This window comes from Salinisphaera sp. C84B14 (assembly GCF_040361435.1).
Classification (GTDB): Bacteria; Pseudomonadota; Gammaproteobacteria; order Nevskiales; family Salinisphaeraceae; genus Salinisphaera.
Genome location: NZ_APNL01000032.1, coordinates 1 through 16,555 on the forward strand (window position 1 = coordinate 1; position 16,555 = coordinate 16,555).

Annotated in this window: 19 protein-coding genes; 8 read left to right on the forward strand and 11 right to left on the reverse strand. The window is 61.7% G+C overall.

All coding sequences use genetic code 11. The features are described 5' to 3' along the window. Positions 1–395: 395 nt before the first annotated feature. From C84B14_RS17545 to lnt, 4 genes are all read right to left on the reverse strand, one after another. On the reverse strand, positions 396–629 hold the full coding sequence (locus C84B14_RS17545) for a hypothetical protein (RefSeq protein WP_209064697.1): 234 nt from the start codon (positions 627–629) through the stop codon (positions 396–398). Between the two features lie 104 nt (positions 630–733). Then, positions 734–1,213: a signal peptidase II gene (gene lspA / locus C84B14_RS17550; protein WP_353226035.1), complete on the reverse strand. Its 480-nt coding sequence runs from the start codon at positions 1,211–1,213 to the stop codon at positions 734–736. 76 nt (positions 1,214–1,289) lie between these two features. After that, a complete protein-coding gene (locus C84B14_RS17555) occupies positions 1,290–1,919 on the reverse strand; it encodes a cation diffusion facilitator family transporter (RefSeq protein WP_209064972.1) in 630 nt (209 codons plus the stop codon). An 82-nt stretch (positions 1,920–2,001) separates the two neighbouring features. Next, on the reverse strand, positions 2,002–3,528 hold the full coding sequence (gene lnt, locus C84B14_RS17560; protein WP_353226006.1) for an apolipoprotein N-acyltransferase: 1,527 nt from the start codon (positions 3,526–3,528) through the stop codon (positions 2,002–2,004). A gap of 115 nt (positions 3,529–3,643) precedes the next feature. Between lnt and C84B14_RS17565 the strand changes: the two genes are divergently transcribed. From C84B14_RS17565 to merA, 6 genes are all read left to right on the forward strand, one after another. Next, positions 3,644–4,051 (forward strand): MerR family transcriptional regulator, encoded by a 408-nt coding sequence (locus C84B14_RS17565; protein WP_353226008.1) that lies wholly within the window; start codon positions 3,644–3,646, stop codon positions 4,049–4,051. A 700-nt stretch (positions 4,052–4,751) separates the two neighbouring features. Next, on the forward strand, positions 4,752–5,153 hold the full coding sequence (gene merR, locus C84B14_RS17570) for a mercury resistance transcriptional regulator MerR (protein WP_353226009.1): 402 nt from the start codon (positions 4,752–4,754) through the stop codon (positions 5,151–5,153). A gap of 88 nt (positions 5,154–5,241) precedes the next feature. Next, positions 5,242–5,604, forward strand: coding sequence for a mercuric transporter MerT family protein (locus C84B14_RS17575; protein ID WP_353226011.1), 363 nt, complete (start codon positions 5,242–5,244; stop codon positions 5,602–5,604). A 12-nt stretch (positions 5,605–5,616) separates the two neighbouring features. After that, positions 5,617–5,916, forward strand: coding sequence for a cation transporter (locus C84B14_RS17580; protein ID WP_342782595.1), 300 nt, complete (start codon positions 5,617–5,619; stop codon positions 5,914–5,916). Between the two features lie 6 nt (positions 5,917–5,922). Then, positions 5,923–6,135, forward strand: a complete 213-nt coding sequence (merF, locus tag C84B14_RS17585; protein ID WP_353226014.1) for a mercury resistance system transport protein MerF — start codon at positions 5,923–5,925, stop codon at positions 6,133–6,135. A 22-nt stretch (positions 6,136–6,157) separates the two neighbouring features. Next, positions 6,158–7,804: a mercury(II) reductase gene (merA, locus tag C84B14_RS17590; RefSeq protein WP_353226016.1), complete on the forward strand. Its 1,647-nt coding sequence runs from the start codon at positions 6,158–6,160 to the stop codon at positions 7,802–7,804. Positions 7,805–8,016: 212 nt separating this feature from the next. On the opposite strand, the gene C84B14_RS17595 is transcribed toward merA, so the two are convergent. After that, positions 8,017–8,343 carry a YnfA family protein gene (locus tag C84B14_RS17595; protein WP_353226018.1) on the reverse strand — a complete coding sequence of 109 codons (327 nt, stop codon included), beginning with the start codon at positions 8,341–8,343 and terminating at the stop codon, positions 8,017–8,019. A 242-nt stretch (positions 8,344–8,585) separates the two neighbouring features. Here C84B14_RS17595 and C84B14_RS17600 point away from each other — a divergent pair, with 242 nt between their 5' ends. Then, positions 8,586–8,852, forward strand: a complete 267-nt coding sequence (locus C84B14_RS17600) for a hypothetical protein (RefSeq protein WP_353226020.1) — start codon at positions 8,586–8,588, stop codon at positions 8,850–8,852. On the opposite strand, the gene C84B14_RS17605 is transcribed toward C84B14_RS17600, so the two are convergent. The 6 genes from C84B14_RS17605 to C84B14_RS17630 form a co-directional block, all read right to left on the reverse strand. Continuing rightward, positions 8,801–10,495 (reverse strand): phosphoethanolamine transferase, encoded by a 1,695-nt coding sequence (locus C84B14_RS17605; protein ID WP_353226022.1) that lies wholly within the window; start codon positions 10,493–10,495, stop codon positions 8,801–8,803. The two genes, C84B14_RS17600 and C84B14_RS17605, sit on opposite strands and share 52 nt — an antisense overlap. A 123-nt stretch (positions 10,496–10,618) precedes the next feature. Next, on the reverse strand, positions 10,619–11,905 hold the full coding sequence (locus C84B14_RS17610) for a sensor histidine kinase (RefSeq protein ID WP_353226024.1): 1,287 nt from the start codon (positions 11,903–11,905) through the stop codon (positions 10,619–10,621). Further along, positions 11,892–12,572 carry a response regulator transcription factor gene (locus C84B14_RS17615; protein ID WP_353226026.1) on the reverse strand — a complete coding sequence of 227 codons (681 nt, stop codon included), beginning with the start codon at positions 12,570–12,572 and terminating at the stop codon, positions 11,892–11,894. The genes C84B14_RS17610 and C84B14_RS17615 overlap by 14 nt, the downstream gene beginning before the upstream one ends. A gap of 4 nt (positions 12,573–12,576) precedes the next feature. Further along, entirely contained in the window at positions 12,577–14,160 is a 1,584-nt protein-coding gene (locus C84B14_RS17620; RefSeq protein WP_353226028.1) for an ArnT family glycosyltransferase, read from the reverse strand. 8 nt (positions 14,161–14,168) lie between these two features. Then, on the reverse strand, positions 14,169–14,468 hold the full coding sequence (locus C84B14_RS17625) for a lipid-A-disaccharide synthase N-terminal domain-containing protein (RefSeq protein WP_353226030.1): 300 nt from the start codon (positions 14,466–14,468) through the stop codon (positions 14,169–14,171). After that, positions 14,461–15,210: a glycosyltransferase family 2 protein gene (locus tag C84B14_RS17630; protein ID WP_353226032.1), complete on the reverse strand. Its 750-nt coding sequence runs from the start codon at positions 15,208–15,210 to the stop codon at positions 14,461–14,463. Before C84B14_RS17630 ends, C84B14_RS17625 begins: the two co-directional genes overlap by 8 nt. 247 nt (positions 15,211–15,457) lie before the next feature. Here C84B14_RS17630 and C84B14_RS17635 point away from each other — a divergent pair, with 247 nt between their 5' ends. Then, positions 15,458–16,204 (forward strand): phosphatase PAP2 family protein, encoded by a 747-nt coding sequence (locus C84B14_RS17635; RefSeq protein WP_353226033.1) that lies wholly within the window; start codon positions 15,458–15,460, stop codon positions 16,202–16,204. Positions 16,205–16,555 lie beyond the last annotated feature (351 nt).

A 16,555-nucleotide genomic window follows, 5' to 3' on the forward strand; every position in this document is an offset into this window, starting at 1 on the left:
ACCTAGAGCCACGCCTTAGGTGCCGTGGAGAATACACAAGCGATAAATACACGTACTGACATCGCCTGTATCTCGACTCGCCCGTTGACAGGATCCGATTGCCCCAAAAGCTCCGTCCCCCCGGCATTGACTGGCCCCCCTACCGCTTACCGCTTACCGCTATCACGACCGAAGCATTCGCCCGAACCTGTCGAGTTCTCAAGGCCGCTCGCACGCTCTGCAGTCTACCGCCAGACTTTGCACCACATGCCAAGTCGAATAGTCACACTTTCGCAGGCGGCAATACCCTAAAGACTGCCTCGGCAGCGCCCTAGCATGCAGCGAATTTGGTCAATACTTATTGTGTACGACCTCTGCGAGCTTTCTCCTCGATTGGGATAGACAAATGTGCCCGCTCAGCTACGCAGGTATTTGACCAGCGCTACGATAGCGAGCACCAACCCGACAAGCACCAGGAGTACGAACAACATCCAGACGATCATCATCGGACCACCCATCATGCTGCATTGCATCATTGATTCGTTCATCATGCCGCCGCCCATGGGGTCCGGGTCGCTCTGACCCGCGGCTGGGGCGATGCCCACAATGGTGCCCAGCAGGCTCAACAGTGGTACTACGAATAGCTTCATTGTTTACTCCAAACTTGTGCTCTAAAGAGCTTGTATCGCGTCTTCTGAGCCATGGTGGGGATGCAGGCAGCCCGAGCTGGGACTGAGTAATACGGCCGATACGCTCAGTTGCCGTATTTTCTATGCGCCCAGATCAGTAATGCGGCTCCCGTGGTAATCCAGACATCGGCCAGGTTGAATGCCGGCCAGTGATACTGTGCGTAATGGACGTCGAGAAAGTCGACCACATGGCCGCGTAGCAGGCGATCCGTCAAGTTGCCCAGTGCACCGCCTAGAATTGCACTGAGCGCGATCGCTTGACCTTTCGAAGTCCCCCCGCGCCACAGCCAGCCCAGCAGCATGACCGATATGACAATGGCTACACCGATCAGGAATCCCCGCTGCCAACCACCCGCATCGGCCAGAAAGCTGAATGCGGCACCTGTATTGTGTAGATGGATCCAGCTAAAAAACTCTGTGACGGCTCTGCGCTCACCATAGGCGAGATAGGTGCTGGCCGCGTACTTGGTTGCTTGATCCAGAAGCAGCATCACGAGGGATAATCCCAACCAACGCAACCTGTCGGCCGGGCTAGAACTTTTCAGCGTGTCCTCCCCTATCGTCACCCCCGCAGACACAAGCTAAGCTTCCTGTTTGCACCGCGCGAAGATATCGCCATGTTCAAGTGCTTTCCGAGGACGGTGATTCCTGAAGCTCGTCTCGCGTTTGGCGCGCGTCCTTCAGGATGCGGATACCGCCGCGTAACACGATAAAACCAACGACCAAACCGATAATGAGATCGGGGTACCGCGTGTCGAAGTAGTAGACCAGCGCGCCACCGACAATGACGCCGATATTGGCGATTACATCGTTGGCCGAAAATATCCAGCTCGCGCGCATGTGCACGTCGCCTTGTCGGTGGCGGGCGATGATAAGCAAACAGGTTGTGTTTGCCACGAGTGCCGCCGCGCCCATCAGCATCATGTAGCTGGGCTCGGGATTGCTGCCCATCAGGGTTCGCCGAACCACCTCACCCACGGCGAACAGCGCGAGCAGTATTTGCACGACGCCGCCGATGGAAGCGGCGCGCGCCTTGTGATGGGCGGCGCGCCCCACCGCATACAGCCCCGCAGAATAAACCGCTGCATCGGCAAAGTTGTCGAGCGAGTCGGCGATCAAGGCGGTCGAGCCGCCTAGCAAACCAATCCCGAACTCAGCTAGAAACATGACGCCGTTGATCGCCAACAGCCAGTAGAGCGCCTTTTGCTGGGCTTGGTCTTTGGCCTCGAATTCACAGCCGCAATCGGCCATCCCGTGTTCCCTCCACCAGCGCAATCATGCGCCAAACTCTGTTGGATATAAGGCGACGATAAAACCTCTAGCGACTAAAGGGTCAAGCGCTCAGCGAGACTGAATTTCGTTTGTCTCTTTTTCCTACCCCAACGAGCACGACCAGTACGATCCCGACGATAGCCAGCACCGGTTTGTCCTGCCAGCGGACGTAGGGCGTGGTCCCCGTACGCGGGGTGACCTCTGCCTGCAAGACAGTCGGCTCGAACTGAGGCGCGCGCGCCAGCAGTTGACCGTTGTGATCGATTACCGCCGTGAGCCCGGTATTGGTGGATCGGACAAGCGGGCGCCCAGTTTCAACGGCGCGCATTTGGGTAATTTGCAGGTGTTGATGCGGCCCTAGGGAGTCTCCGAACCACGCGTCGTTACTCAGATTGACCAACAACTGCGCGGTTGGGAGCAGGTCAGTGACTTCAGCGCCGAACACCACATCAAAGCAAATCAATGCGCCGATGGGCATGCCGGAGGCATATAGCAGTTGTGGCTGCTGGCCTGCCCTGAAGTCTTCAAGCGGTGCGCCCAGAATATTCAACCATGGGCCCACAAATCGACGCAGTGGGACGTATTCACCGAAGGGCACCAGATGTCGCTTGTAATAGAACTGACTTGGGCGAGAAAGGCTCACTGCAGAATTGTATGCTTCGCCCTGGCGTGTACGCATGGGGATGCCCAGCATAAGGGTCGATCCGCGCTCGCCGAGACGTGCTTGAAGTCGCTCTAAATAATCAGAGGTTTGATCGAACCACGCCGGCACGGCGGTTTCCGGCCAGACTATAAGGTCCGTTCCAGCGTATGGCTGTGTTAGTGCCCGATAGCGCCTCAAAGTGAACGCCAGCGCTCCTGACTCCCATTTCCTGTCTTGTTCCACATTCCCCTGCACAAGCGCAATGGACAGTGGCTTGGCTACTACCGGCTCGGTCCATTCACGATCAAGCAGTGAAATGCCAAGCGATAGCGCCACCAGTGCGCCGCTTGTGATTGCCAGACGCCGCAAGCTCAAACGAAGAATCATCCACGCAAGGCCCCCCGCCATAACGGTCACCACAAAGCTCACGCCCAGCACGCCAAATACGGGTGCGATCGCGGCAAGCGGCGTGCCGATCTGGCTGTAACCTAAAAAAAGCCAAGGAAAACCGGTCAGGAACCAGAGCCGGACCCATTCGCTCAGTATCCATGCCGCTGGCAAACCAAACCATAGAGCAAGGCCGTTCATCCGGGCGGATAAGGTGCGAACGAGAAATACCACTGACCACGGGAACAAGGCCAAGAGGGCTACAAAGCCTACCGTGACGAGCATGGCTGCTACGGGTCCGCTGCCATAGCGATCGATGCTGATAAACACCCATGAAACGCCTACACCGAAGTAACCCAACCCGAAGAAGTAGCTTGCACACAGCGCAGCACGTTTTGGTAGACGCACGGCCAACAGGAATAGAACCGCCGGCGACAGCACGGCCAGCCAATACCAACCTAACGGCGCGAAAGCGAGCGGCAAAGCGGCGCCAGCGAGCAACGCCAGACCATAGACCACGAGCATGATTGGGAGTGCTGAGACGTTGTGCGCCGACATGCGGTTGATCGAAGCTCGGTTGCACAAAGGATATTCCTACGCTTTAGTTGCCAGCGTGCTGCAACAGCCACACACTAAGTCCTCGAGCTACTAGAGCTTCAAGCGCGAGAAGGTTATGACGCAATCCGATCTGCGGATTGGCGATCTCGCCCGACACACGGGCGTAGGTGTAGCCACGATTCGTTACTATGGCGACGTAGGCCTGCTACCGGAAGCAGGCCGTAGCGAGGGCGGCCAGCGCCACTACCGCCCTTCACATGTCGAACGGCTCATGTTCATCAAGCACTGCCGGGAACTGGGCTTCAGCCAAGACAATGTACGCATGCTGCTGACGCAAGCCGATCAGAGTGATGCCTCCTGTGAAGACGTCGCTCGACTCGCTAAAGAGCATCTCGAAGCCGTGCGTAAGAAGCTTACGGCCTTGCAGGCGTTGGAAATGTCGTTGGAGGATATGATTCATGCCTGCCGCGGTGGTCAAATCCAGAATTGCCGCATCATCGAAGCTTTAGCGGCCAATGAATAACGTTACCGATAGGCTGCGGGCGCGCGTCGCTGCTTAACGTACGATTTTCCCGTTTCGTGTTTTGACCCAAACAAAGTCGATGAACGGCGGAAAAGACAATCACGTTTTCATCAGATCGATTCTTTTCTAGTTTGTATTGTCGCTCGGCGACTTGGGTGGAGCCGTTCTTTTGCACAGAGGCGCCGCCGGTACGGCGCCGGCGCTAACCTACATCCGGCAGAGTGGCACTCGGCGGCGTTTCTCGGCGGCCGATAAAAGCGTTTCAAGACGTTTTTCAAGCACTCTCTACCGGGGCACGTCGGTTAGGGAACTCGAAATAGCTAATCGCGCGCGGCCGGCTATCGACCTAAAGTGGACCATCCCAGTCAACGATCGGCACCCACGCCAAGCCTTTCGAAAATGACTTGACCGGCAGTCGTATCAGGCACCCTTAATTCGATGTGGTTTGATGCCCAGCGAAACAGGTGCTCGGCGGCGACGCTCGACAGGATTTGCTCATTCAGTGGATACAGTCGCCAATGGTTCAAACCGTATCGGTCACCCACTACAGGCAAGCATGAACCTCCGCCACAATTTACAGGCACCAGCTCGGTCCGATTTGAACTTGCACCGCCCGCGACTGGATAGGCGCTGGTGACGGCGCATCGAGTATGTCTTGTTGCTACCGTATTTACGCGTGGCAAATTGAACCTGAAACGACATGGCTGAGACTGGACTAACGATCGGAAAACTCGCGGCGGCCGCCGGCGTAAATCTGCAAACTGTGCGCTATTACCAGCGACGCGGATTGATCGATCAGCCGCCCAAACCTTCCACTGGCTACCGTCGCTATCCGCGCGCGACCGTTGACCGCATTCGTTTCATCAAGCGCGCGCAGGGCTTGGGGTTCAGCCTTGACGAAATCGGCGACTTGCTGATTTTGGGTGACGGTCATTGCAATGACGTACGCCGCGTTGCGGAAAATCAGCGTGCCCTTGTGGCAGCCCGCATTGCCGATTTAACGGCGATGCAGGACACGCTGGATGGGCTGATCGATCGCTGCCGGAACGCGCAAGTGTCCAATCATTGTCCGCTGATCAAGACGCTGTCCCACCGCGACTGAAATAACTCAGCCAGCCCTTGACACGGTACCTGAGTACCGCGTTTAAGCTGCGCTTCGTCCGATTATCGAACCGGCACGGAGCCTTTTCATGAACGACCCCACGACCGCGACGGGTCGCACCACCTGGGCCCAGATCGGCGCCGTGCTCGCCGCGGTCGGGGCTTCCCTGTGCTGTGTAGCGCCGGTGTTGTTGATATCGATTGGTGTCGGCGGCGCTTGGATGAGTTCGCTCACTGCACTGGAACCGTATCGGCCGATATTCGTCGTCATTACGCTGGCGCTGCTGATTTTTGTCGGTTGGCGGCTGTATCGCCGCGAGCCGAGTTGCGATTCCGATACAGCGTGCGCACGACCCGCGGTCAAGCGCAGTCAGCGCCTCATCTTCTGGCTGTTCGCATTACTCGTCACGGCACTGCTCACCTTTCCCTGGTACGCGCCGGCTTTTCTCTAAGGAATGATCGTCATGGTTCGAAAACAACGCATGATTTTAGTGGCCACCATGCTGCTGGTGGGCACGGTCTGGATACAAGGCGCTTTTGCGGCGGCTGAACGGACCGTGACGCTTGCGGTGGATCATATGACCTGCGCGACCTGTCCCTTTGTGGTGCGCAAGGCGCTCCAGCAGGTCGACGGCGTCGACACGGTGCGCGTGGACTACGAGTCCAAGACCGCCACGGTCGCCTTCGATCCGGAGATTGCTTCGGTCTCGGACTTAACCGCGGCCACGACCCGCGCCGGCTATCCGTCCAAGCCAAAGGAGTAATACCACATGGACCGCAATAAAAAGCTGTTCGGTGTGGGCATTGCAGGCACCGTTATCGCGGCGCTGTGCTGTTTCACGCCGGTGCTGGTGATCCTGTTCGGCGTCGTCGGTCTTTCTGCGCCGGTGGGCTATTTGGACTATGTGCTGCTGCCCGCGCTGGCCTTTTTCCTGGGGCTGACGATCTACGCCGTTTATCGGCGTAAGAAAATGGCCTGCTAAACCCGACCGATCCGGAACCCAAATGAAACGCATACTCGCTATTCACGGCATGACCTGCGCGCACTGCGCCCAAAGGGTCGAGGACGCGCTCAATGCACTTCCTAGCGCAAGCGCTGTGGTGTCCTATGCCGAGCGCCGTGCCGAAGTCCAGATGGATGACGGCACAGATGAAACCACGCTGATCGAAGCGGTACAGGCCCAAGGCTACGATGCCCGCAACTGGGACGACGAATCTTCGCTTGCCCAGTCTTCACGGGTCGCGGGAGAAGACGAAAACCGCCATATCGCGATCATTGGCAGTGGCAGCGGCGCGTTCGCGGCCGCCATCCGCGCCGTTGAGGCAGGGGCACGGGTGAGCATGATCGAGTCGGGCGACATCATTGGCGGCACCTGCGTCAATGTGGGCTGCGTGCCGTCCAAGATCCAGATTCGCGCCGCCGAACTGGCCCAGCACCAACGCCACAACCCGTTTGACGGGTTGGCAGATTGCAAGCCAACGATCAATAGGCCACGCCTGCAGCGCCAGCAGCAGTCCCGGGTCGAAGAACTACGCGCGGCCAAGTACCAGAAAATACTCGACGATAATCCATCGATTACGCTGCGCCGCGGGCGGGCCCACTTCGAAGATGCGCATACGCTAATTGTCACGGCACATGACGGGTCCGAAGATCGTTTGGTGGCCGATCGCATTCTGATCGCTACCGGGGCTTCCCCAACGATCCCACCGATACCGGGCCTGGCCGACACGCCGTATTGGACGTCCGATGAGGCGGTTTTCAGTCCGGACACGCCTGAGCACATCATCGTCATCGGCGCCTCTGTCGTTGCCGTTGAACAGGCTCAAGCGTTCCGCCGTTTGGGTTCGAAGGTCACAGTCCTGGCCCGCAGTACGCTGCTATCCAGCGAAGACCCCGCGCTCGGCGAGGGCCTTGCCGCGGCCTTCCGCGCCGAAGGAATCGACGTACGCCAGCACAGCCAGGCGCGTGCCGTACATTTTGCGGCAGGGCAATTCACGCTCGACACCGACGACGGCCCGATCCAGGGCGGCCGGCTGCTGGTGGCAACGGGCCGCTCCCCGAACACCCGCGATTTGGCACTAGACAAGAGCGGGGTGGTGACCGATGAACGCGGTGCGATCAGGGTTGATGCCTCGCTATGTACCAGCGCCGAGCATATCTATGCCACTGGCGATTGTACGACGCTGCCCCAGTTCGTCTATGTGGCCGCCGCCGGCGGCACCCGCGCGGCCGTCAACATGACCGGCGGTCGAGCGCGGCTGGCTCTGTCCGCCATGCCGGCAGTGATCTTCACCGATCCGCAGATCGCGACGGTGGGGTTGGATGAACGCCAAGCCCAAGCGCGCGGCCTCGAGATCGAGACCCGTTCTTTAGGGTTGGAACATGTACCACGTGCGCTTGCCAACTTCGAGACCCGCGGATTCGTCAAGCTGGTTGCCGAGGCGGCCAGCCATCGTCTACTCGGAGCTCAAATCTTGGCTCCCGAAGCCGGCGAGATGATTCAGGCCGCTGTATTGGCCGTCCACCACGGCATGACCGTTGAAGCCTTGGGCGATCTGTTGTTTCCTTATCTGGTTCACGTGGAAGCGCTCAAGCTCTGTGCCCAGACTTTTACCAAAGATGTCGAGCAGCTGTCCTGCTGTGCTGGGTGAGTGCCGCCGTTAGCGATCGGTTGATCGATGATCGAGCCGTTTTCGTCTACCTCTTTCAGTTCGGCGCGGGGCGAGCTCGCAGCGCTGGATTCGCGGTCGAGTCTTGGGTATTTAGCGTGACCCGATGCCTTTGGTTGGGGCACCACCCAATACAGACTTGCAAAGAGCGGGTCACCTAGTTTGCCCTGATGTATGCGATGCGAGCACAAGCTTCACGTCGTATGCGGGGCCCACAGAATGATCGCTGCGCCGGCAAGACAAACCACTCCGCCCAGGGCATCCCAGGCGTCTGGCGCGTGCCCTTCTATAGCCCACATCCAAAGGATTGAAGCGACTATATATAAGCCTCCATAGGCAGCGTAAGCGCGTCCTGCTTGATCAGCGGGGCTGAGCGTTAATAACCAAGCGAACGCCACCAGTGAAACCATGCCCGGAAAAAGCCATAGCGCACTATTCCCCGATCGGAGCCAAGACCAGAACGCGAAGCAGCCGGCGATCTCAGCAAGCGCAGCGCAGGTATAGACCACAAGTGTCGGCATGAGTGACCAGCAGATTTGCTTTTGGCGATGCAGTTTAACGCGAGCAAACCAGCACTGAGCGTTCACGAACTAGGCTGAACTGGGAACTGTTCGAATCCCGAAAGCGTGTTAGTTCGATGCGTGTGCGATAACAGCGCATTAGTGAGTTCGGAAGCTCCGAGAGCGTCTGCTTTGGCGGATAGCGGGCTATGGAACCCCGCGTGTCTTCGCCTCGACACCGCTCATCCGTTGCTCGCCGCGCATTGCGCCTGAGCCTCCTCTCGCTCGCGGGTATTCCGCCGCTTGCCGGTCTCGTCGGCAAACTCGCGCTGTTCGTCACCGCGATTGAATCCGGCTACGCTTGGCTGGTGCTGGTGCTGGTGCTGGTGCGTCGTGCGATCGAGGGTCGCCTACGGCCCGTCGATGTGGAACAGGCCCTGGCGGTGAGCCGGCGCACGGACTGGATGGCTGAATGGCACTACTGGTTTAGGGCGCCAAGACCATCTTCCCGGTTCGCGGCTCGGCACTGACCAAATATATCGGCGTCTGGCTTGTAGACCGACGTCCGCACCGCGAACAATCCAAGCACCGAATCGAACAGATTGTCTTGTGAGTAGGGATTGTCGGCAATCCGGGTGAGGCAGCTGCGATCAAAGCCGAACCCCGACGACAACCAAGCTAATGCAGGAATGTGGGTCTGCACCGCCGGTGCGAGCGCGTAGGGAAAGCCGTGCAGGTAGAGCCCGTTCTCGCCCAGCGACTCGCCGTGATCGGAGAGATACAGCAACGCGGTGGCGTCCTGGTTCTGCCGCGCATCCTGTTCCAGCAGGCCGATGATTTGGTCGAGCACGTGGTCGGTATAGACAATCGTGTTGTCGTAGGCGTTGATGATCGCCTGCCGATCGCAGTCCTGCGGCAGGTTGCTTGAACACACGGGTGTGAATCGCTCGAAGCGGTTCGGGTAGCGCTCGTAGTATTCCGGGCCGTGGCTGCCTTGCTGGTGCAGCACGACAAGCAGATCGCCCTTGGCGGCATCGATCCGGTCCTGCAATCCCTGCAGCAGGATCTCGTCGTGGCATTCACCGTCGCCGCACAACGCGGGGTCGTCCGCGTTGGACACATCCTCGCTGGGGACACGGGCACAGACGCCCTTGCAGCCGGAGTTGTTGTCACGCCAGAGCACCTCCACGCCGGCATGGGCGAGGACATCAAGCAGGCCTTCGGTATGGCGGGCCTCGTACTCGTCGTAATCGCCTCGATCGAGCCGCGAAAACATGCACGGCACCGACACCGACGTCGACGTACCGCAGGAGGAGAATTTCGGGAAGTTGACCAGATCGCGCTTCGCGAGCCGCGGATTGGTGTTCCGCGCGTAGCCATTAAGCGAGAAGTTGGCGGCACGCGCGGTTTCGCCGATCACCAGCACGACGACCCGGCGCGACGTTCCGACCGGGCGTTGCTGATGGGCGTCGCGACCGAGCGGCGCCACCGGCGTGTTGGCCGCTTCGGCGGTCTGCATCGCCGTATCCACCGCGGCATAGAGCGGATAGCTCGGATTGATCAGATAGCGCAGCTCACGATGCTCGCGCAGAACCAGCGAGAAGTCCTTGTAGTGCGCGTAGACGCTGACACCCAACACGCCCACCGCGAGCGTCACGGTGAGCGCGCGAATGCCCAGCTCGCGCCAGAACGGTCGATAGCGGATGCGCCATGCCAAAACAACAAGCGACGGCAGGACTGCGGTCAGCAGCAGATGGCCGATCAGCCGCGCGCTGAGCAGGCCCGATGCCTCGCCGCTGTCGGTCTCGAGCACGTTGTGGATCATCGTGTCGTCGATGACCACGCCGTAGACGTTCATGAAATAACTGGCGAGCGAGGCGATGAACAGCAACACGACAATCGCCGGCTTGAACAGATAACGCAGGCCGAACAACGATACCAGCAGCACGAAGAAAGCGAGCATGGCCGCCGCCAGCGACAGGCCGAAACCCAGATTGCGTGCCATGCCGATATCGGCTGCCGCGATCACCGCTTTCCAGAACGCGGTATTCAGAAAGATCGCCAGAAACGCCGCCACCGCGAGCGTCAGCCCCGCAGTACCGCTTTCCGGGCGCGGCAACGCATGCAGAAAACGACGCAGGCGTGAAGAGGATTCTGGCGTGGTCGACGACATGGGCAGCGTGCTCGCGAGCGGATGGACCTGGAAGGCCAATCCTTGCGCGCGCGCCGTGTGCCGCCCGTCCTGCTGTCGTGGGTATTGCGTTAGATCGGGCGGATCGCTGCCTGAAACGCCCGACTAGTGGAAACGCAGATCGAAACGGGTGCCGGTACCGAGCGTGCTGCTGACATCGACCGTCCAGCCAAAGCGCTCACTGATGCGCTTGACCAGATACAGACCCAACCCCTGGCCCCGGCTGTGGGCACCGCGAAAACGCCGGTCGAACAGCCGCGACAAGGCAGCCGGCGCGATGCCTTTGCCGTGATCGCGAATCGTCAGGCAGCCGCGATCCAGCACGATATCGATCCGCGCCGTGCCGCCATGCTCGATGGCATTGCGCAGCAGGTTGTTGACCACCGACAACAACATGCTCGCCGGCGCCGACACCTCGGCTTCGCCGCGCGCGTCGAACACGATCTCGGGGCACGGCTGAGCAGCGCCGGCAAACATCTCCTGCTGCATGGCAATCGCTTCGCGCACCACCGGGCTGACCGGCGTAATACAACGCTCGTCGGTCTCTTCGCGGGCAAACAGCAGCAGCGACTCGATCAGCTCGTGCATGCGCGCAGTGGCCGAGCGCGCCCGCATCAGGCGCGTGCGCGACTTGGTCGACAGGCTCTCGTCGGCAGCCATCAGATCGATGGAACTGATCGCGGTGGCCAGCGGCGTGCGCAGTTCGTGGCTGGCGTCCTCGGTAAACGCCTGCTCACGGGCGACGAACGCGTCGAAGCGATCCAGCACGCTGTCGAACGCCTCGACAATTACGTCGAGCTGGCGATCGCCGGTGGCGATACGCAGCTGCGGGCGTTGCTGGCCCGGCACCACCTGCGAGACGCGTTCGGCCAGGCCGCGCACCGGCCGCATCACCAGCTGCGACAGCCACAACGCCAGCGTCACCGCCAGAAACAGGGCGCCGAGCCCGACCACCCAGGCCACACCGATCAGCTCTTTTTCCAGCCGTTCGACCGGGGTTAGATCGAGCAGCAGGTACAGACTCTTGTCGCCGATATCGCGGCGCGTGGCGCCGTACTCGTACTCGGCATCCGGCACTTCGACCTCGTGCGAGCGCCCGTCCGGCAGATGCGCCAGCGATGGCGGCAGGCTGGCCGTGTCGCCGCGCGGCACGACAAACACCTGCAGCCCGGGCTCGGTGACCTGCAGCAGCGCCGGGTCGCGCTCGTACAGGGCCGCTATCCGGTCCATATCGCGCGACAGCTCGCCGTGGATCATGTCGTCCTCGAGCACGTCGAGGAACTCGGATACGGCATAGACAAAACCGCCGAGCACCACGAACACCAGCGCCAGCATGGCGAGCAGAAAACGCGGCCGTAGCCCCAGCCGTGGCAGCAGCCTAGAGCGACTCATCGTCCGCCAGCCGGTAGCCGATCCCGTGCACGGTCTTGAGCAGCTTGATGGGAAACGGCTTGTCGATGATGCCCCGCAGCTGGTGGATATGGCCGCGCAGCGCGGCCTCGCTGTCGGGCGGGTCGTCGCCCCAGATGGCGCGCTCCACGGTGGCGGTCCGCACCACCGCAGGCGATGCGCGCATGAGCAGTTCCAGCATGCGCATCCCGGTCGGGGTCAGCGTCAGCCGCCGCCCGCCGCGGCGCACGATCAGGGTACGCAGATCGAAGATCAGATCCGAAACCACCAGATGATCGGTCGCGCCAGCCGCGCGGCGCACCAGCGCCTTGAGCCGCATATGCAGCTCCTGCAACGAAAACGGCTTGGTCAGATAGTCGTCGGCCCCGGTCTCGAAGCCGGTCAGGCGATCGCGCAGGGTATCGCGGGCGGTGAGCATCAGGATCGGCACGTTGTTGCCGGCATCCAGGCGCAGCCGCTCGCACAGCGACAGCCCGTCGAGGCCGGGCAGGCTCAGATCCAGAACCAGCACATCGTAGTTGTTGACCGCCGCGAGATGCAGGCCGGTCAGGCCATCGCCGGCATAATCGACGATATCGCCCTGCTCTTCACAGTATTCGCCGATATTGGCTGCCAGATCGTCGTTGTCTTCCACGATCAGGATATACATGACGTCAGGCTCCAGCGTTCTGGGGAGCACGGCAAGCCGTGCCGGGCGGCAGGCGGGTCGCCGCGAATTCGGAATGGTTATCGGCCAGCAGGGGCACGAACGCCAACCACTCGGCCAGTTCGCGCCGTCGCTCCCGCGGATAGATCAGCAGGACCGCCGCGTTTTGTCGACCAATCCAGGCGCAGATCGCATCGATTGCTTCGGCGCCCTTCACCGGGCGGTCGAGATAATAAGAGTAATGGGCCGCATCGATATCCCAGACCGCGACCGGCATACCGGGATCGACACGCGGCGACAGCGCCTGGACGAAAGTCAGCTCCTCGTAGCGCGCGCTGCTCCACAGGCTGGGCACCGCGCCACCCTGGAACAATCCCACGGCAAAGGCCGCCGCCACCAGCGCTGCAGCAGCCGGCGTCCGGCGTCGACGCAGCGCCCATCCGGCACCACCGACAAGCAACAGCCCGGCTACAGCCACCAGCAGCGCAGACGGCCCGGCTTCATAGACCAGCCAGACGAGCGCCACGCCAACCACTGCGATCACGAGCCCGACACATACCCGCGCCCAGGCGACCCGCGTGATCGCCGCCGCCAACAACAGCATCGCCGGCGCCAGCCAGGGCAGCATGTAGATCTCGCGATACTGCGGGCCGAGCGCAAACGCCAGCATCGCAAACACGATCGTGAACGCGAGCAGCCCGGCCGCGCCGCGCCGATCGCGCCAGGCAATCAATGCCGCTGCCGGCAACAACAACGCCCACGGCAGCCAGAGCATCGGTGCGCGCAGAAAATAGAACGGCGTAAATAGCCGCAACGGATCGATGGTGAGCAACGCGCCGGAAAGCTGCGAGTCGCCCAGCGTCTGGCCGCCGATCGCCTGGCGCAGCAGCAGATACCACGGCACGACCAGCACGAGGACGATCAACAGACCGCGCACGGGACGCAGTCGCCGCCAGAGATCGACCGCGCGCTCATCGCTCAGAACCGCGTGCAGGCCGAGGCCGAGCAGCAGGATGAGCGGCGCCTGCGGCCCCTTGGTCAGGGTCGCGAGACCCACCAGCAGCCAGAGCGCCCAGGCCCATCGTGCCTGCAGGGCCGCGCTCGCCTGACGGCTACCGACCCAGGCCGCGAGCACGGCCGTGGTCCAGAACGCATAGAGCATGTCGGGCCGCGCGTTGTGGCCGTACTTAAAGGCCGCCAATGAGGCCACGCACAGCAGGCCCGCCAGCAGGCCGGTTCGACGATCGAACAGGCGCGTGCCGATCCAGAGCGCGAGCAACGCCACGCCCATCACGGCGAATACCGACGGCGCACGTGCAATACCGGCGCCGACATGGTCCTGACCGGCAAGCGTTGCCGCACCGGCCACCAGCCAGTAGCTCAGCGGCGGCTTGGTCAGCCGGTATTCACCGTTCAGGCGCGGCACCAGCCAATCGCCACTTTCGAGCATGTTCTCGGCGGTCTGGGCGACATAGATCTCGTGGCTTTCCAACGGGATATCGCTCATGCCTCGGCCGGCCACGGCCAGTGCGAGCAGCGCAATGACGACCACCGCCAGCCATGCCGCCGGCGCTCCAGCCGGCAATCGCATCCCCACGCTCATGTCCCGGCCGGCGACGATTCGGCCCGCCCCGCGCGAATGAGATAGAGATTGCGGGCATAGATGAACACGCCCGTGCTCTGCCCGAGAATGAACACCGGGTCGGCGCGATAGATCGCGTAGGTGAGCAGGGTGATCCCGCCGGCGATGCTCAGATACCAGAACGCGACCGGAATATGGCTCTGGCGACGCCGTTCGCTGGCAATCCACTGCACCAGGAACCGGGCCGAAAACAGGGCCTGGCCGACGAGCCCCAGCCCGATCCACACGATGTCCTGGGTCTGTAGCGCGTCAAACATCATCCACCTCGTATTCGATACGGCAAGCACGCCGCTGTAGCCAGTACACGCCGGCCATATCCAGTAAACCGGTCCAGAGCCGATTGCCCACGCCGTACTTCGACCGGCCCGCGCGCCGCGGCCGATGCGCCACCGGCACGCTGATCACCTGCGCACCGGCGCGCACGAACAGCGCGGGCAGGAAACGATGCATATGCCGAAAGCTCGGCAGCGCAAGAAAATCATCGCGGGCGAAGACCTTGAGACCACAGCCCGTATCCGGACAGCCGTCGCCCAGCAACGCGCCGCGCAAACCATTGGCCATGCGTGACGACAGCCGCCGCAGCGCGCTGTCGTTGCGTGTCCGGCGCCAGCCCACCACGAGACAGCGGCTCGCCTGTGCCTGCTGACGATAGGCGTCGACCAGACGGGTAATATCAGCCGGCGGGTTCTGGCCATCACCGTCCAGGGTCGCGATCAGCGGCGCCCGTGCGGCATGGATGCCGTTGGCGAGCGCCGCGCTCTGGCCGCAGTTCTGCGGCAAGCGCACGACCCTCAGCGTGGCGACACGCCCGGCGGCGAGCGACAGCACGGACGCCGTATCGTCGGTCGAACCGTCGTCCACGGCGATCAGCTCGTAGTCGATCTGGCCGGCGAGCGCGCGATCGATCTCCGCAAGCAGCGCGGCTACGCTGTCCTGCTCGTTGTAGAAAGGAATGACCACGGCCAGGGCCGGTGCCGTAAGGCAGTCGCGATTTGGCAAACGCTTCGATCCTCTTGCGTACCGGCCGACAAGGCACGGCACGCTTTGCATGCGCGATGCACCGAATTATCGACAGCGCGGATCGCACAGCCGTTAGCAGGACGTTTGTTTTTCGTTGGTTCGTGAATTCTGCAGCGGTCTACACCACTTACGGGCGTTCCGACGCCGTGGTGACGGCATACCCACGTTTTCCGCACGCGGCCCGGGCCAGGCTTTTGAGGGTCAGGCGCTTCCAGGATTCGTTGCCATGTCCAAACCCGCCCACGCCGATCGTCGAACGGCTGTCGGTCATCCCGCCTGGACGCCGCGTCCCTGGCAGGACGACCCCTTGTTCGTCTGCCCCTTGCTGGCGCTGGTGCTTGGCTTGTTGATCACCCAGGGGCTCGATCTCGATGGCTACTGGGCCGACCTGCTGTTCCGGCTGGAAGGCGACGACTGGGACTTGCGCTATGCCTGGCTGACATCGCGGGTTCTGCACGAATACGGTCAACGGTTCTCCATCGCCTGGGGCGTGGGCCTGCTCGCACTGACCGCGGTGAGCAGCTGGAGCCAACGGCTGCGCCCCTATCGGCGCGGGCTCGTCTGCCTGTGCATCGCGGTGATCACAAGCCTGCTGCTGGTGTCGCTGGGCAAGCATATGCTCGCGCTGCCCTGCCCCTGGGATCTGTCGCGCTATGGCGGCGACGTGGCCGGCGCGGCCGTCTATGCCCTGCACCCCGGCGAAGTCGGCGGCTGCTTTCCGGCCGGCCATGCCGCCGGCGGCTATTGTCTGTTCGCGCTGTTCTTCTTCGCCCGCCAATATCCGCTGGGCCGGGCGATCTGGTGGCTGGCACCCGGTATCGTGGTCGGCATTACCTACGGTCTTGCACAGGAGCTGCGCGGCGCGCATTTCCTGTCACACGACATGGTCAGCGCGGGCCTGTGCTGGTTCGTGAGCTATACGGTGTTTCGTATCGGATTCGCCAAGGCGAGCGACCACGTCAATCAGAGCTGATGTGAATAGAACTCTCTTGAGGTGGCCTAGGACTATCTGGGAAAACGAGGGAATTAGAGCTCTCTATTACTTCGCGTGTAAACCATCGCCGGACTTGCGCCGAGTTTTTTCACTCCCTTCCCTGGGCGTGCTTCACCGCCAAATTAATCTGGGAGTCGACGTGAGCCTGCTTCGCGGCTTTCAAGTACCACAGAGTGGAATCCACGTCATTCTGGGGCGCCCCATTCTGGAGCACCCCAATCGAGTAGCGGCCCATCTAGAGGCATCGAATCGATGGTGACAAGGTCCGCTTCTGGCCGCTAGCCGGCATATCGGCTGATACCTGATAACACCGCTCGGTTGGGGGGGGGG

Bases quoted from the DNA above. Each gene is read 5' to 3' on its own strand.
- C84B14_RS17545 (WP_209064697.1), bottom strand. From the start codon at position 629: ATGAAGCTATTCGTAGTACCACTGTTGAGCCTGCTGGGCACCATTGTG.
- C84B14_RS17555 (WP_209064972.1), bottom strand. From the start codon at position 1,919: ATGGCCGATTGCGGCTGTGAATTCGAGGCCAAAGACCAAGCCCAGCAA.
- lnt (WP_353226006.1), bottom strand. From the start codon at position 3,528: ATGTCGGCGCACAACGTCTCAGCACTCCCAATCATGCTCGTGGTCTAT.
- C84B14_RS17565 (WP_353226008.1), top strand. From the start codon at position 3,644: ATGACGCAATCCGATCTGCGGATTGGCGATCTCGCCCGACACACGGGC.
- merR (WP_353226009.1), top strand. From the start codon at position 4,752: ATGGCTGAGACTGGACTAACGATCGGAAAACTCGCGGCGGCCGCCGGC.
- C84B14_RS17575 (WP_353226011.1), top strand. From the start codon at position 5,242: ATGAACGACCCCACGACCGCGACGGGTCGCACCACCTGGGCCCAGATC.
- C84B14_RS17580 (WP_342782595.1), top strand. From the start codon at position 5,617: ATGGTTCGAAAACAACGCATGATTTTAGTGGCCACCATGCTGCTGGTG.
- merF (WP_353226014.1), top strand. From the start codon at position 5,923: ATGGACCGCAATAAAAAGCTGTTCGGTGTGGGCATTGCAGGCACCGTT.
- merA (WP_353226016.1), top strand. From the start codon at position 6,158: ATGAAACGCATACTCGCTATTCACGGCATGACCTGCGCGCACTGCGCC.
- C84B14_RS17595 (WP_353226018.1), bottom strand. From the start codon at position 8,343: ATGCCGACACTTGTGGTCTATACCTGCGCTGCGCTTGCTGAGATCGCC.
- C84B14_RS17605 (WP_353226022.1), bottom strand. From the start codon at position 10,495: ATGTCGTCGACCACGCCAGAATCCTCTTCACGCCTGCGTCGTTTTCTG.
- C84B14_RS17610 (WP_353226024.1), bottom strand. From the start codon at position 11,905: ATGAGTCGCTCTAGGCTGCTGCCACGGCTGGGGCTACGGCCGCGTTTT.
- C84B14_RS17615 (WP_353226026.1), bottom strand. From the start codon at position 12,572: ATGTATATCCTGATCGTGGAAGACAACGACGATCTGGCAGCCAATATC.
- C84B14_RS17620 (WP_353226028.1), bottom strand. From the start codon at position 14,160: ATGCGATTGCCGGCTGGAGCGCCGGCGGCATGGCTGGCGGTGGTCGTC.
- C84B14_RS17625 (WP_353226030.1), bottom strand. From the start codon at position 14,468: ATGTTTGACGCGCTACAGACCCAGGACATCGTGTGGATCGGGCTGGGG.
- C84B14_RS17635 (WP_353226033.1), top strand. From the start codon at position 15,458: ATGTCCAAACCCGCCCACGCCGATCGTCGAACGGCTGTCGGTCATCCC.